Raw genomic sequence first — 14913 nt, 5'->3', positions numbered from 1 at the left:
TCAGCAGGGTGGTTCGAGCAGGTCGACGGTGGTGAGGCCGGTTTCGCCGTTGACGAGTTGGAGTGCTACTTCGGCTCGGGCGGCCAGGTCGAGAGGGTCGAGGCCCTCGGTGTAGGCGGCGTGGACGATGCGGTCGAGGCCCGCCCCGAGCAAGGGCGCTGCGATGCGCAGCGATGCCTCCAAGGCGACGCCGCTGGTCGCTCCTCCGTGCAGGATGATGTTGCGGGTGCGGTAGAGGCGTCGCATGGCGATGCGGAACGCCTTGTTTACCTCGGTGAGCTGTTGATGCGGGTCGGCGATGAGTGTGGTCATCCGCTGGGCTGCGGTTTGGTCCGTGTATCGGGTGGCTCCCTTCGACAGACTGAGGGCCGCGGTGCCGCCGACGCGGATGGCTTCGGCGACCAGGCGGGCGCGCTCCCGGTTGGTGGTGCAGGCCTTGATGGCGCGTGATAGTTCGTCGGGCTGATCCGGCTTGTGGCGGTGTGCCAGGGTGGTCAGCTCGGCGCGGGGCCAGGAGCAGGCGATGATGGCGGCCATGCGGTCGGCGGCGACGGCTTTGCCCGAGCGCTCACCACCGCCGTTGGAGTCGTCCGCGTGAACGAGCAGCGATTCGACGGCGGCCCAGCCGCCGGCGACCGCTGGTGCGAGCGATCCCTGGTTGATGGCTGCCGCTAGTTCCAGTGCGTCGTCGATCCGGCTGCTGCTGTTGTCGACCTTGTAGAGGTGCCCCTCGTGGACGAGGGAGAGTACGTCGGCGCCCCGGGCGGGGGGCTTGAGGGGGACGGGGCTGGACTGCCCGGCGACCCAGATGTGGGGGAGGGGAACGATGCCTCCCCGGTTGGCGCGCAGGAACTGCGACCGGGCGGTCATGCGGTCCAGTAGCTGCCGTGCCTGCTCTGCGGCGCCGTACGGGTCCAGCGCATTGAGTTGGTAGACGAAACCGCCGCCGGCGCGGAAGCCGGTGGTGTCGTGGCCGTGCTCCTTCAGCCAGGCGACGACCTTGCCTTTGGAGCGCCAGTGCTCCAAGGGCTCGGCGAGTTCCCGGCGGGGCACCTTGTCGAGTGCGACGAGGACATCGTGGGTCCGGGCGGGGGTGCAGGCCAGTTCGGCGGCGCTGTCGGCGATGTCGGCGATGGTGGCTTGGCTGCGGGCGAGGTCTGCCGCCCAGGCGCGCAGGTGGCTGGCGCTGTAGCCAAGATCCAGAAGGTGTGCGGCCACCGTTCGCGAGAATCGCTCGGGCTTCACACGGTCCGCCTCGGGGACCTTCACCGCGCCGGCCCAACGCTCCAGATAGCCGGTTCGGACGTGCCCGATGATCTCCTTGAGTCTGCGGCGCTCCGGGCTAGGATCCGGAAGCGGGCGCCTGAGCAGTTTGGTGATCTCACTGCGCAACTCCTTCTCACCGAGTCCCCGGTCGGGGCCGATGAGAGCGCTGAGTTCGTTGCGTTGCCAGTCACATGCGGACTGCGACAGTACGTTGTGGGCCTGCCAGTGACCGGCCTCCCACAGTTCCTCCAGAGCGAGGACGGATCCGATGTCCCAGAGGCGCCTGGGCCAAGGTGTGCCTTCGTCAGTGAAGTAGTCAGCCATGCGCGCGAGGACGTGACGTGCGTAGGGGTCGGGAACCGGTGCGGAGACCATCGGGTGACACTATCCGAAAGCTGGCGCAGGCAACGCCGACAACCTAGTGGCCGTGTTACAGTCATTGCAGACTTGAAGGGGCACTCGCCAAGAGCCACTGCCCCTCTTTTATTCGGCCCGCACGCCAACGGCGTGCGGGCCTTCTTCTTACCATCTGCGCCCTTGTCCCCGAAGACCTGCCCCACCCCGCCAAGAAGCCAGGGCGGCGGGCCTTCGCCCGCTACAGTGCCCCTGGCGCCCGCCGGACCCGAGACGCACAATCCGGGCCATCGCCGGCGGGCGCCGTCGTGCCGCCGCCGGCCTGGGACCGGCCTGGGACGACCGCGTCAGGCTCCTACCTGGACCGCCCGGTATACCCCGATTCGCTAGGACAACCCTGGGACAGTCCTAGGACTGTCCCACCCCATAACCCCTGGTGGGAGTGCATCGGCGCAGGTCTGGGACATGGGACATGGGATTCGGGCAGCCCCGCCGAGCGGCGGGAAGCTGGCCGGGCAGCGCCTTGGTCTGGTGCGGGGCAGGCTGGGTGTGAGGGGCGGGCCGAGGGACGGAGGTGGGTCGATGGCCGGCCGGGCAGCGGAGCACGTGGCGCGGCTGCGCGCAGCGCTTGCGGTGCTGGGCGTCGACTGGCGCCCGGACGCGGTCGCCGACGACGACACCCGCGCGGTGATGCTGGCCACCGCGCTGCTCGGCGCCGCCGAGGCGCACCTGGTCGGCGCCGAGCTGGAGGCGGAGCAGGCCGGCGCCGACATCGAGGCGCTGCGCTCGGCGTACGGGCCGGTGCGCGACGAAGTGGTCGCGGCCGCGGTGCCGGACCCGGAGAACCTGGACCGGCTGCTGCTCGTCCTGCGCACCAGCCTGCTGCTCGACGACCTCGGCCGGGCGGCCGGCCCGGACGAGCAGCACCCGGACATCGAGGCCCTGGCCGCGGCGCGGGACGCGGTCGCCGCCGCCTCCGCCCTGCTCGCCTGCCATTTCGCCCCGACGCTCGATCCCGGGTCGGGGCGCCCGGATCCCCAGGAGTCGCTGATGCTGGCGTTCGGGCTGTTCGCCCAGGGGGCCGGCCGCCTCACCCGGATCGCCGAGGAAGGCCCGCAGGGCGGCAACTGATCCCGGCCGGGCCCGGACCGCCGGACCGCGCCCGGCGGGCCGCCAGCGCTGCCAGACTGTGATCATGAGTTCCGACCGCCGCCCGCTGTACCGCCCGTTCTCCGAGCCCGCCACCGACACCCCCGTCCAGGTCGACGACCAGGCCCGGCTGCTGCCCATCGAGCGAGCCCCGTTCTTGGAGGCGCCCGCGGCTGATGCCCCGCCGGTGGCGCCGGGTGCGCGTCGCCGGCTCGGTCCTGGGCACCTGGCCGTCCCCCCGGAGACCCGGAGCTGACCGCCCTCACAGCTGGCGGAGCATCGAAAGTGCAGGCAAAGCGCTACTTTTCGCGAATCTTTGCGATACCCCAAGTGCATCAATACGGGCCGCTGACCTGCGGGAATGCCCAATGCATTGGATCCCGTATGTCCGCTATGTGAAGTTTCGGGGATTTTCCGTGGCTGGGGATCTGTGCTCTAAAATCACGGTACGTCAGATCAACCGTGCTGCGGCCGGACGGATCGGGTTCATTGACCTCTTCGCAGATGTTTGCCGGAGGTGGGTGTCCCGGATCTATCCGTTCGAGCAAGGGAGAGACATGACGAAGCCGCCGACCACCCAGGAGAAGGGTCCTGATCCTGGGGACGACGGTGGCGACGCGAAGGAACACAGGCTGAGGACCTTCGCTCTGGTGGTGATCCCTCTCCTCCAGCTCGGCTGGCAGATCGCCAAGGACTCCGGCCTCATCGGATCCTGATCCGCAAACAGCAAAGCGACCTGTGCTAACGACACAGGCCGCCTGTTGAGCTGTACTTCGTATCGCTCGGGCCCTGCCCCTCTGGCGCCAACCGGTAGGGGCGGGGCCCGCTGTTCGGTGGACGAGCCGTCTACCGATGACCTAAATCTATAACAGGCGCGGCCGGCAGGGGACTGCACACGGCCCTAACACCAGCCTTGCGCGCCCGGGCATGGGGCTTGGATCCCTGTGAGCGCCACCCCTGTCCAGCTGCCCGTCGAGGCCTGGCTGCTGCCTGTCGAGCTGGCCGCGTTCCTGGAGGCGCCAGCGGCCGATGCCCCGGCGGCCGCGCCGGGTGCGCGTCGCCAGCTCGGTCCCAGGCACCTTGCCGTCGCCCCGGAGACCCGGAGCTGACCGCTCTCACCGCCGGCGGTGCCCGGGACCCGAGGGTCAGGGCCGGGTGGCGAGCAGCTGGGGTAAGCGGCTGGCTTTGGCGAGCCAGCCGATGATGTCCTGGTCGATGTAGCCGACCAGGTCCAGTACCTCCAGGTGGGCCTGGGCGAGCGCCTCGCGCACCTGGTCGGTCACCACCTCCAGTTCGTCCTGGCTGTCGTGGTCGATCGGCTGTGAGACGGGCCGGAAGGGAGGAGCAGGGGTCATGGCCAGTGAACGGCCTGCGGCCCCGGAGGTCATGGCCTGGTCGCCACCCAGGGGTCTTGCCGAACAACTCCCGCAGTGTCACCCGCTGCTGTCATCCTGATCCAATGGGGATAGAGGAAGAAGAGGCATGGGACCTTGACATGGTTCTGGGCCAGACGGTTGCCCTGCTCGACCGACGCGGTGACCAAGAGGCCGTCCAGTTGCTCCTCGACGTTGCTGGCCTGGAATTCGAGGAGGCCACAGGCGGTTGGGGCGCGTCGGGCTGGCAGGCGGTCCTCCTCGTTGAGAGTCACCTCCTTCCTCTGCTCACTGAGGGGATGCGCGAGCGGATCAAGGTCCCGCTCCTTGATGTCGCCCGCCGTCGGGGGTTCCCGCCTGCCGACCATCTGGACGTCCGCGAGGTCCTTCCTGAGATCGGTCCCGACTGGCGTGAGCAGTTCGCGCAGCGGACCACCGCCCGGCCGTCCAACCAGGCACGCCGGGAGCGCGCGGCGCCCACCACCCTTATCGAGGACGGCCTGGCCCTGGCCAGTAAGGAAGAGCGCATCGTCTATCTCGCGCTCAAGGACATCCAGGTAGCCGTCCCCGAGGACAAGACGATCGCCATCGCGCCCCTTCCAGGGGTGCGACTGCGCGCGGGCCACACATGGACGCCCGACATCACGGTCTTCGGCAACGGCCGCGTCATGATCTTCGAGGTCGACGGACCTCACCACCGCAACAGCCGTCGATACGCCGACGACCGCAACCGGGATCTCCAATGGCAGCGCTGCGGTGTCGCCGTCGTCCGGCTGCCGGTCGAAGACCTTGCCGATCGGGAACAACTCACCGAACGACTCAAGGAGGAGTTGCGGCGCTACCTGTGGCCGCGCTGAAGCACCCTTGCGACCCACGCTCAGGTAGTCGACGCCTCTACGCAGAGAAGGTCGATCAGCCGGGGTTTCGTTGCCGCAACGAAACGCTGCTGCACTCCGATGGCCTCCCCGGGCCGGGGTTGCGTTGCTGCAACGAAACCCGCTGATGTGCTGCACGGCCCGGCGGCCGGTACTCCAGTGGTCCCTGCGAGTGGGGACCCGGAGCCGGGCGCGATGCAACGAAACCCGTAGGGTCAGCGGCTATGAGCGTGGATCAGCCGGCCCTTGTCGACCTGCCGCTGCGGCCCCCGGGGGCCTGCGAGGGGTGCGGCCGTGCGCTGCAACCGGCCGGCACCGGGCGCCCGCCCCGGTTCTGCGGCTCGACGTGCCGCTCGGCCGCGCACCGCCGCCGCACCAAGACCGCCACCCAAACGCCGCAGGCCACCGCCCCTGCCGCCCCAAACGAGGCGCAGCCCGGGCGCCGGGCGCGGCTGCTGGAGGGCGCCGACGCGGTCACCGCCGCCACCCTGGCGCTGGCCGACGCCCTCGACCAGGACGACGACGCCACCCAGACGGCGGCCGCGCTGCGGCTGCTGCTCGCCGCCGCCACGCAGCTGACGGAGCGCGCCGCCCTGGAGGCCGGACCGGTGGCCGGTGCAACGAAACCCCGGGCCGCCGACGGGGGACCGCCGGCCTTCCTGGAGCCCCGGAGCGACGACTTTCGTGGCGGCAACGAAACGCCGCCCGGCCACCCGGAGCCCGACGGGCCCACGTTCCGTGGCGGCGACGAAACCCCGCCCACCGCCAGCGGACCCGTGCCCGCACCTGCCCGCCCAGCCCCCGTACCCGCCCCCGCACCCACGGTTGCCCACCCGGACGACAGCGACCTGCAGCCCGACACGGTGCTGCGCGCCACCTCCGACCCGGTACGCCGCTTCGGCCCGCCCGACCGCGCCGACGACCTTGAGCTCACCTTCGGTCAGGGCTGGACGTCGTCGTCCTGGTCCACGCCGCAGGCCGCCGGCGTCCACCAGCTGCACCACCACGGAGCCCGTGTCGGTTGGGCCGCTCTGCTCGGTGACGGGCCGTGGGGTCCGGGCGGCTGGATCGCGGTCCTGCACCTGGCCGACGGCCGCGCGGAGCCGCTGCTCGCAGGCCTAGGGCGGCCCCGCATCCACCGCGACCGGAGGGAGGCCCTCGACGCCCTCCGCAGCGCCCACGTGACGCCGCCGGCCACCGCAGCGCGAACTCCCGACGCCGAGCGTCCGGCGCCGCGGACCTCCGGATGGATCGGCCCGCGCGCGACCGAGCCCGGCTTGGTGACGGTCCCCCGCGACCCGGTCCTGCGCGGCATGCCCGACAACGACGCCCACCGCCGGCTCGACCCGGCCGTCTTCGGCGACTACTGGCAGCTGCTCGGCTGGACCGTGCAGCCGGACGTCTGGCTCGTGACAGCGGAAGGCCCCACCGTGGGCTGGGTCGAACGGGGCGTCGCCGACCCGAAGCAGTGGGTTGCGATCTACGAGCAGTCCTTCCTCGTCGCGGGCGGCACCGACTACCCGATCTTGCACGACACCCCCGAGCAGGCCGCCCACACCGTCATGAAGGCCTACCTCCAGCAGGTGTGACCCGCCCCGGCCGTCGCCCGGGCAGGTGCAGGCAGAGCAGCCGGCGCCTGATGCGCCCGCTGCCGGGAACGGCCATCAAGGTACTGCCGGACACCTGGACGGATACCTTGATACCGCAGGTCACAGACCCCTTTTCGCGGGTCGGGCGCCACTGGCTGCGCGGCCTTCGCCAGCGGGCATCAAGGTGTCGGGCGGACACCTTGATGGCCAGCCGGCCAGCCCGGGGTGGCCGGCTGCCCGGGGTGCGGTGGTGGCGGCCCGTTGCCTGACCGGTCCTGGAGGGGTTGCCGACCCCGGCCGCCGTCGTCCGGTACTGGTTCAGTGGCGAAATGCTGTCGCCGACGCCGGGCGCCGACGACACCGCGCCATCCGACGGCCCGCTGCCGGCCCCGCTCGCCACCGCTCTGCAGGACGGCGACGTCACCGCCGACCTGGCGGGCCGGCTGGCTGCCTACTGGCCGGCACCGCCTCCTCTTGGACCCACGCCCGCCCCGCGGCCACAGCCCCGCCCACGGCCCTCAGAACAGGCTTGCGACGCCATCTCCGCGCTGCGCCACGTTCGCACCTCGGCTGCCGTCCTCGAAGGCGCACTGCACCTCGCCCAGGTGCTCCTGCACCGGCCCGGCGAAGACCCGTACCTCCGGGAGGCCGCCGAGGGCCTGGCCGCCGCCAACCCGCAGTACCTGCCCGTTGACCAGGCGAGATTGCTGCGGGTTGTCCCTGAGCCGAGGACAACCCGCAGCGATCTCGCTGTGCGGCCGGGGCCGGCCATCAGCCTGGGCGCCGGTACCGGCGACCGGCGGTCAGGCAGATGGCCGGGGCATCCCGGACCGCTATTCGAGAAGTGGCTTCAGAAGGCCGAATCATCCCGAAAGTGAAAATGCGTCACATTCTGTCAGGAATGGCCTCGATTCTCAGAATAGCAGTTCGCTGACGGAATGTTGCCTTCGTGGACAGTTACCACTGCAGTGGTGGGCTTGTGGTCGATGTACGGTGCAACCCCAGAAGCCGCGCCGCCCAATGCAGTCACTATCGCGATCACGAGCAAGGCGCCCTGGTGCTTCTGGCGTCCCTGCAGGTCAGGCCGCCTCTTGAGGGCAGGTCGTGCCGCCTTGCGCCGCTTGGCACGGTTGCGCTTGTTGCTGTTCCTGGCCATATTCTTCACCTTTTTCATAGTTTTCCAATATGTCAACTTCCCTTCCTTGTCGACGGCAACTGACCGTCGAACGTTGTTACTTGGAGCAGACTGCCAGGCTCGCCGGTGGGTGTCAAGAAATGTATTTATGCGTTCTTTTGAAATTGAAATTTGGATACGAATCTTTTTCAAAAAAGGAATTTCCCTCAGGTTTTTCTGAGCCCTTTTGAACCGATTCGTACCTAGATCGGTACGGCTGGAGGAGCAGCGCGGCCGGGTGGAGCGAAGCGGCGAGGTGCGCGGGACGGCAGTACGGATGCCGGCGCTCTCCGGGCCGACACGGTCCTCTGGATAGCCGTCCGTTCGAATCAGCGCGCCCCGGCCCGCCAGGTCCACGTTTTGCTCCACCACGGCCGAGGTCGAGGCCGGCATCCATGACGTTCCCCAGTGGGCGGCAATTCTCCACGGCGGCCCCGGCCGGCCCGATCACTTCGTCCGTGACCCGGGCCACCACCAGGTCGCCATCCACCCCACCGCCCCTGACCGCGATCGCTACCCTCCAGGCCGCCCACCGCGACCGCGACCCCAAGTCCCTGCCCGCCAGCGCCTGCCTGCCTGCTAGTACTGTCCGGGGCGGGGCGGCCTCCGCCCCCCGTAGATCGTCCCGGGGGACTCCTCATGCGCCGTCACACCGTCGTGCTCACCACGCTCCTGCTCATCGGGGGCACCGCAGCCTGCTCCTTCGGCACCGGTGAGACACCGCGGCGAGACGCGGCCCCGCGGCCCACCGTCTCGGCTCTCGCCCTCCCGACGGCAACCAAACCCCCGACATCGCCCACCCCGGCGCTCTCCACGTCCGCCCGGCCGGCGCCCGCCGTGTCCGCCCCGGACCCCGCCACAGAGCAGGCCGCCCGCTACGCCGCCGCCGTCCGGGCACAGGCACCCTCCCTCGCCCGCGTGAGCGACGACAACCTCGCGGTACAAGGACAGCTGGTGTGCTCCCTGCTCGACTCCGGCGACAGCCCCAAGTCGGTGTACCAGACCATGCAGAGCGCCTATCCGGACGCGGCCAAGGCCATGACCACGTCGGCCCCGGCGATTTACTGCCCGAAGTACACCGCAGCCGTGAACACCGCGCTCCGCTAGACGCCACGACCCGTGCCGCCCAGGAGCCGTCACTCTGCTTCTGCGCCCGGCGGTCGCGGTGGGAGGTCGCGGCCAGCTGCTCGCCTGACGCCCCACCAGGCCCCGCAGCCGAACGGAAACGGTGTTCGCCGGCCCCGGCGCGGGTACGCTGGCCGGGACCCGACAGCGGTGATTTCGCCCCGCTGGAGCCCTTCGCAGGGCCCAGGATTCCCCCTCCAGTTCCCCAACCTGTTCCCCCTCCAACTCCCCGACCACCGATCAACACCGAATCAGGGACGTTCGTGCAGTTCAGACGCCGAATCCAAGGCCCGCCGAAACCCCGGCAACCCCTCTGTGCCCTTGTCTTTGGTAGTTGAGGTTGGCGGTTCTGGGGCGTGCGGGGTTTTGCGCGCTCCAGGGCCGCTGATTGGCCCTTCTCTTCTTGCCTGTCGGCTCGCCCGCTCGGTGATCGGGCTGGGTGATGGGGCGACGACGGCGGCGGACGCCGGCCGGCCTGTCGGTGGCATGAGGTATCGAAGAAGCCGGAAGATCACCAACCACGGGGAGCACCGGCATGAGCCAGGACGAGAGCGACCAGCGGCCAGCACCGAAGAAGCGCGTCCACTTCGTTCGCGCCAAGGCCTACCCCAACGGCTCCACCAGCCCGCTGCGCCACAACATCCTCCAGGTGCTCGGCGTGCTGAAGGTGGCCACCGTCAAGCAGGTCTGGCTCCTGGCCCAGCCCGACCACGAGCATCCGAACACGGTCGCCTCCGGGCTGCGCGACCTGGCGAAGAACAAGCTGACCGAGCAGCGCGGCAGCACCTCCGGCCTGCCACCCAAGCCGGACCCGGCCGACGGCGCCGCGGCGGCCGGGCCGAAGCCGGCCCGGCCGGCGAAGCGCAAGCCGGTCCGCCCGCCCGGCGCGGGAGCGGTGATCTGGGGGCTGACCGACCTCGGCCTGGACGCCGCGAAGTCCACCCTGCCCTCGGAGCGGAAGGTCGGCGGGCGGGCCCGCTCGGTGGGCCGCGCCACCGGCGCCCCGCACGCCATGGCGGTCAACGACACCATCATGGCGTTCACCAGCCCGGCCACCCCCGGCGAGGCGATCGGCCGGATCGCCGACTGGGTCACCGAGGCCCCGCACTCGCTGCCGGGCGAGCGCACCCAGTTCGCCGACGCCGTCCTCACCGCGCCCGCCGACGGCGTACCCGTCCTCCTGGTCGAAGTCGACCTCCACAACGAGACACCCGAGTTCATCGCCGCCAAGTTCGACCGCTACGCCGAGTACTTCGCCCTCACCTACAAGGACCCCACCCACGACGGCCACCCCAGCGACGCGGACAAGCTCCCGACCTGGCGCCGCCGCTACCCGATGGCCGGCCCCGATTCTCTGCCGCCCATCGCCCTGGTCCTCGCCGGCGCCGGACCCCGGGGCCTGAACAACCTCCTGAACAAGGTCAAGGACCTCACCCGCAAGCACTGGCGGCCTACCAGTCTGGACCGCTGGAGCCACGGCGACCCGTTCGACTTCACCGGCAGCATCCCGATCTTGGCCTGCCACCTCGACAGTCTCACCAAGTACGGCCCCCACGCCGAGATCTGGTGGCGCTTCGGCGGCTACAAGTGGGAGACCCTCGCCGACGCCCTCGCCCACACCGAGTACCGCGCCCGCGTCCAGGCCCGCCTTGACGCCGACGCCCAGGCCGCCTACGAAGCCGAGGAACAGCGGCTGGAGGCCACCCGCTGCCCCGGCTGCGACCGCCGCGAAGACGAGTTCGAGTACGAGGGATCCGCCAGCGACGGCACTGAGCCCTGCGGGGCCTGCCGACAGAAGGCCGACGACGACGCAGCCGAGAAGAAGCAGCAGGTCGTCCGCGACGCCCACGCCAAGCGCTGGCCCTGCTGGACCTGCAAGGGCCCCCTCGGCGGCGCCTTCGGCTCCGGCTTGGAACTGACCAAGGAAGCCCCCGCCGAAGCCCTGGAGTGCCCCTCCTGCGAGATCGACCGCCGCAACAACGGACTGGGCCGGCTCCTCTTGCCCAAGCCCACCCGCGCCGAAGAGCGCCAAGCCCGCAAGGGGCAGCTGAACGATCCCTGGTGGGAAATGCGCCAACTCCACGCCAAGCAATGGCCAGTTCGTAGCTCGAATTAGCCCCGTTGACGGGTAGACCTCGTCGAGATGAACTGCCAGGCCCGAGAAGCCAAGGAGAAGCCGTACGCCCGCGCGTGAGCCCGGCCATCTTGCTACGCCGAAGCCGTCGTCCGGCGGTGATCCACGCCACTAACCTGACCGGATGACAATCGACTGGGGGGACGCCCCAACCTGGGTAGGAGCCGTCTTCGCCGCCGCAGCCGCCGCAGCCGCCGTCTGGACCCTCAAGAGCCAACGGGACCAGATCGGCGAGCAGCGCGACTTCATCGGCCAGCAAGCCACCGTCCTCGAACTCCAACGAGGCCAGCTCCTCGCCCAGGCCAAGGACCGCAGGATCGACCAGGCCCGCCGGATCTCCATAAGGGCAGAAAAGGCCTCACCAGGCAATACTGCATACGGTCCGGCGGAACCCGATCACTGGCAAGTATTCATCTTGAATAACTCCGGTGCTCCAATACGCGATGTGAATGTGAAATACGGATCCGCTTATCTTTCCACCGACGCCCAGGAGACCGGATCTGGAGGGAGACGCCTGTCGGTCCCGGACGCACTTATCGGACCGGGCCGCACGGCGAAATTCCTATCCTCCAACCTGCCGGGAGCCGCCCTGCAGAACAACCGCCCGGTCGCCTACTTCACGGACGAAGCGGGAATTCAATGGAAGCTGGAGGAATCAGGTGAGACGACCGAGGTAGCCCCGCCTGCCTCGCCCCTGGCCTCCTGATCGCGGGCGCGAGATCCGTCCCCCGCTCCAGACCGGAGCCCGGTTGGGCCGGCGCATGCGAAGGCCCCGGCCGCTGCTGGGCGGTCGGGGCCTCGGTGGTGTGGGGTCGGGCAACTCAGCCGGCCCGCACCCAGGCGTAGACGGCCGTGCGGGCCGATTCCCTGCGCTGACGGTAGCCGCGCGGCGGGCCGTTACGAGGGTGGGGTCTGCCGTGCAGGCGGGAAGGCTCTTCGCTCACCGCCCGCGACGGCAGACCCCGGCGCCTTGGCGTTACGCGGTACCGCAGTTCGGCGGCCCTACGACGTCCGGGCCGCCTTGGGCGGCATGCTCGTCCGGGGCCGGCACCACGGTGCGGGGAGCCTCGACGATCGTGCGCGGCGGGGCGAGGACGGTCTCGTGCAGGGTGATGTCGACGCCGAGGACGATCAGCCCGGAGATGACGCCGAGGGCGATCACGCCCGGCACGGTGGCCGGGTCGGTCAGCGCGCCGCGCAGCTTGGAGAAGCAGCGGTTCATGATCGGTTTTCTCTTTCCTCCCGGGCGCCTTCGTGGCGCCCCCTGCCCTGACAGACGGTGCCGGGCGCCCCGATCCGCCGCCGTGAACGAGGAGAGGCCCCGGTCGACGCATGCCGACCGGGGCCTCCCGTTATCCCGCACAACAGCGGATTACCTCAACTTAGCCTCTCGTCCTGGCCCTCTCGGGCCTGTGGCACTCGCCAAGCTGGACGTTCACGCAATCTGCAGCCGTGAACATCCCTTGGTGAGAGATGTCGTCCTGCCTGTCCGGCACCGTGGCTCCTACCCCCTTCAGGGACCCGACGGCCGGACAGTGGGAACAGCCTTGCTTTTCCTGCGCGTTCCAGCGTTCGACGATCAAGCTGGAGTCGATGTCAGTGGTGTCGCATACCGCTCCAATCACGCGCCGAGAAGGGATTGCTCATATCGCATTGCCTCTCCTTGTCGTTCCACCAGCTGCTCGTGCCGCTGGTGGTGAGCGTGTCAGTGATGGGCTGCTTGGACCCTCTGCTGATCCGGGCAGAGGTTGTGCTGGATGGTGCTAGGCCCGCTCACGCGGACTCGGGCTGGCTTCGAACCTCTCCTTCGCGCCGACCCCTGCCGGCCGGAAACCCGTCACAGTTCCCAGCCGGCAGGACTACTGGCGGCCGCGGGCCGCGGGTCCGGACGGGGCGTCCCGTCCGGACCCGACCGCGTCCGGGACGGAGATGTTCAAGTCGGCGAACAGCTTGGACCTGAACCTCTCCGAGTCGAAGCGGGCGACCACGGCGTCGAGGTGTTCGGCGGCCAGGCAAAGACGCTCTTCGACGCCTTCCATGACCTGTCCTTCCTCTAGATCCGGTCCACCGGGAGACCCCGAAAGACCTTCAGATCCGGCTCTCCAGGACATCCCGGAGGACCTTCAAGGCCCGCTGGTGGCGACGGCGGGCCATGCTTTCGGAGATGTCGAGCCTGCGCGCGGCCGCGGACAGCGACCGCTCCTCGAAGTACACGGCGATGACGACCTCGCGCAGGCTGACCTCCAGCCCGCTCACCGCCGTGCGCACCTCGTGGAACATCAGGCCCCGCAGGACCTCGACGTCGACGAGGTGACCGCTGCTGCGGTCCTCGTGCGCCGTCTCGTCCGCGTTCTCCTTCTGGTTCGAGAACTTCCTGAAGTAGTCCTTGAAGGCGCTCTCCACGGCGCTCAGCGTCAGGCTCGCCTCGGCCTTCGAGCCGGCCACCATCACCTCGCGGTAGTGGCCGTCCCAGTTCCTCCAGAACTTCCGGTAGGCGTCCTGCATCAGATCCTTGGACAGGACCTGATTGCCACACAGGACGTAGGCACGCCGGAACATCTTCTTGTCCGTCCGGGCGACGAACTCGGCGAACTCACGCACCGACTCCTCGCTGGGGACGAGCTGCTCCGGCTCCTGCTTCTCATCTCCTCCCGCACGTGCCTGGCGCGGGAGGAGGAGCCGGACCTCCTCGGAGTGGATCGACTCCGAGGAGGTGTCCGGCGTTTCCGTCAGGGCAACGTGATCTTTCACGGTGCGCCCTTTCTCCTGTGGCCCCCGGCACGGGGGCCGGGTCCAAGAGCGCCCATCTGATGCGCTCACCCCTGAAGACGATGCGAGGCCACCGAATCCGCCGCCCTTCGCCAAAATTTTTTTCTCAGATCGGCGCGTAAGCCCGCTGACCTGGCGGTTGTCGAGTGCCTCTCTTTCGGTTCCGCGGCTGACACGGGCTGGCCGCCTGCCCTAGGGACTTGGTGGTGGCGTCCGGCGGCTGCGAGGACGAGCGGGGCTGGGGCGGTCTCACCGGCGCGATGGCCGGGCCGTCCAGCGGTGGCTACCGGGCCAGCGACTTGAACGCGGTCACGAGGGCAGTCACGCCCTGTGCCTGATGTGGCCGGCGGCCACCGGGTACAAGACGGAGATGAGGCCGGTGAAGCTGAGGATGAACCGCTGGTCGCTGAGCCCGTGGCATCTGCACGGTGGCAGCCCGTTCGGCGTCAACAGCCCCGGAGGGGGCGTCAGAGGCCGCAGGATGGCCGACTGACCCGGCTTTACGATACTCACAGGACCCTTTTCTGCTCACCCATTCCCGGGACCGACCACGGTATTTCTGCCGGAATGTCGAGCAGTGCTTTTCTGATACATGGGCCGGCCAAGGACGGCCGGGGTAGTTCTGATATCTGAATTCAGCCAGAGAGGGAAATAGGATTCACTCAAGAGAACCCTCTTGCCGGACGAAACGGCCCCGTCAGGGAGGATCCATACCACCCCTGCGGCGGGATCACCCAGCAGGTCAAAACTGATACATCACTCTTGATGGTCACTCCACCAGAGTTGCGGGCACGAGCGACCGCGCCGCCATTCTGCAGGCCTGGACTACGGTCTAGACCAATTTGGCGGGAGCGAAGCCGACCCGCACGCGCCCCCGGAGCACCCCCTCCCCCTAGTCAGCCCGTAGTGAGATCAGCCAAAAACCCAGCTCAGCCACTTGAGCAGGCATCAGCCGACTGGAGGGAGTGGAGCGAAGCGGAGTGACCGACGGGCCCGGGCGAAGCCCGGGCCGGCCTGACCGGAGGTCAGGGCACGGACACGCGGAGCGGGTCCGCCCCGGCCGGAGGCCGGGGTCGAACGGAGGGCCGAAGGCCCGTAGGGACCC

Annotated in this window: 16 protein-coding genes; 10 read left to right on the top strand and 6 right to left on the bottom strand. The window is 69.4% G+C overall.

Annotated features, from left to right (window positions below; all coding sequences use genetic code 11):
- On the bottom strand, nt 1-1590 hold the full coding sequence (locus J2S46_RS00080; protein ID WP_191294181.1) for an integrase: 1590 nt from the start codon (nt 1588-1590) through the stop codon (nt 1-3).
- Between the two features lie 612 nt (nt 1591-2202).
- On the opposite strand from J2S46_RS00080, the gene J2S46_RS00075 reads away from it, so the two are divergent.
- The 4 genes from J2S46_RS00075 (at nt 2203) to J2S46_RS00060 (ending at nt 3878) form a co-directional block, all read left to right on the top strand.
- A complete protein-coding gene (locus J2S46_RS00075) occupies nt 2203-2751 on the top strand; it encodes a hypothetical protein (RefSeq protein ID WP_191294180.1) in 549 nt (182 codons plus the stop codon).
- A gap of 64 nt (nt 2752-2815) precedes the next feature.
- Entirely contained in the window at nt 2816-3025 is a 210-nt protein-coding gene (locus tag J2S46_RS00070) for a hypothetical protein (RefSeq protein WP_191294179.1), read from the top strand.
- A gap of 301 nt (nt 3026-3326) precedes the next feature.
- On the top strand, nt 3327-3485 hold the full coding sequence (locus J2S46_RS00065) for a hypothetical protein (protein ID WP_191294178.1): 159 nt from the start codon (nt 3327-3329) through the stop codon (nt 3483-3485).
- 228 nt (nt 3486-3713) lie between these two features.
- Nucleotides 3714-3878, top strand: a complete 165-nt coding sequence (locus J2S46_RS00060) for a hypothetical protein (protein ID WP_191294177.1) — start codon at nt 3714-3716, stop codon at nt 3876-3878.
- Between the two features lie 36 nt (nt 3879-3914).
- On the opposite strand, the gene J2S46_RS00055 is transcribed toward J2S46_RS00060, so the two are convergent.
- A complete protein-coding gene (locus J2S46_RS00055) occupies nt 3915-4124 on the bottom strand; it encodes a hypothetical protein (RefSeq protein ID WP_191294176.1) in 210 nt (69 codons plus the stop codon).
- 104 nt (nt 4125-4228) lie between these two features.
- Here J2S46_RS00055 and J2S46_RS00050 point away from each other — a divergent pair, with 104 nt between their 5' ends.
- From J2S46_RS00050 to J2S46_RS00040, 3 genes are all read left to right on the top strand, one after another.
- Entirely contained in the window at nt 4229-4999 is a 771-nt protein-coding gene (locus J2S46_RS00050) for a putative endonuclease domain-containing protein (RefSeq protein WP_191294175.1), read from the top strand.
- Between the two features lie 242 nt (nt 5000-5241).
- On the top strand, nt 5242-6606 hold the full coding sequence (locus tag J2S46_RS00045) for a hypothetical protein (RefSeq protein WP_191294174.1): 1365 nt from the start codon (nt 5242-5244) through the stop codon (nt 6604-6606).
- Between the two features lie 329 nt (nt 6607-6935).
- Nucleotides 6936-7484 (top strand): hypothetical protein, encoded by a 549-nt coding sequence (locus tag J2S46_RS00040; RefSeq protein WP_191294173.1) that lies wholly within the window; start codon nt 6936-6938, stop codon nt 7482-7484.
- 17 nt (nt 7485-7501) lie between these two features.
- Here the strand turns inward: J2S46_RS00040 and J2S46_RS00035 are convergent, their stop codons facing one another.
- Nucleotides 7502-8173, bottom strand: coding sequence for a hypothetical protein (locus tag J2S46_RS00035; RefSeq protein WP_191294172.1), 672 nt, complete (start codon nt 8171-8173; stop codon nt 7502-7504).
- A 246-nt stretch (nt 8174-8419) separates the two neighbouring features.
- Between J2S46_RS00035 and J2S46_RS00030 the strand changes: the two genes are divergently transcribed.
- From J2S46_RS00030 to J2S46_RS00020, 3 genes are all read left to right on the top strand, one after another.
- Nucleotides 8420-8887 (top strand): DUF732 domain-containing protein, encoded by a 468-nt coding sequence (locus J2S46_RS00030; RefSeq protein ID WP_191294171.1) that lies wholly within the window; start codon nt 8420-8422, stop codon nt 8885-8887.
- A gap of 553 nt (nt 8888-9440) precedes the next feature.
- On the top strand, nt 9441-11021 hold the full coding sequence (locus tag J2S46_RS00025; RefSeq protein WP_191294170.1) for a replication-relaxation family protein: 1581 nt from the start codon (nt 9441-9443) through the stop codon (nt 11019-11021).
- A 142-nt stretch (nt 11022-11163) separates the two neighbouring features.
- Entirely contained in the window at nt 11164-11745 is a 582-nt protein-coding gene (locus J2S46_RS00020) for a hypothetical protein (RefSeq protein ID WP_191294169.1), read from the top strand.
- Between the two features lie 270 nt (nt 11746-12015).
- On the opposite strand, the gene J2S46_RS00015 is transcribed toward J2S46_RS00020, so the two are convergent.
- The 3 genes from J2S46_RS00015 to J2S46_RS00005 form a co-directional block, all read right to left on the bottom strand.
- Nucleotides 12016-12261, bottom strand: coding sequence for a hypothetical protein (locus J2S46_RS00015; protein ID WP_191294168.1), 246 nt, complete (start codon nt 12259-12261; stop codon nt 12016-12018).
- Nucleotides 12262-12898: 637 nt separating this feature from the next.
- Nucleotides 12899-13078, bottom strand: a complete 180-nt coding sequence (locus tag J2S46_RS00010; protein ID WP_191294167.1) for a hypothetical protein — start codon at nt 13076-13078, stop codon at nt 12899-12901.
- Between the two features lie 49 nt (nt 13079-13127).
- Nucleotides 13128-13790: an RNA polymerase sigma factor gene (locus J2S46_RS00005; protein WP_191294166.1), complete on the bottom strand. Its 663-nt coding sequence runs from the start codon at nt 13788-13790 to the stop codon at nt 13128-13130.
- Nucleotides 13791-14913: the final 1123 nt, after the last annotated feature.

Source organism: Kitasatospora herbaricolor, from assembly GCF_030813695.1.
Classification (GTDB): Bacteria; Actinomycetota; Actinomycetes; order Streptomycetales; family Streptomycetaceae; genus Kitasatospora; species Kitasatospora herbaricolor.
The sequence above is the reverse complement of the archived record's forward strand: the minus strand, read 5'-3'. Positions and strand labels throughout refer to the sequence as shown.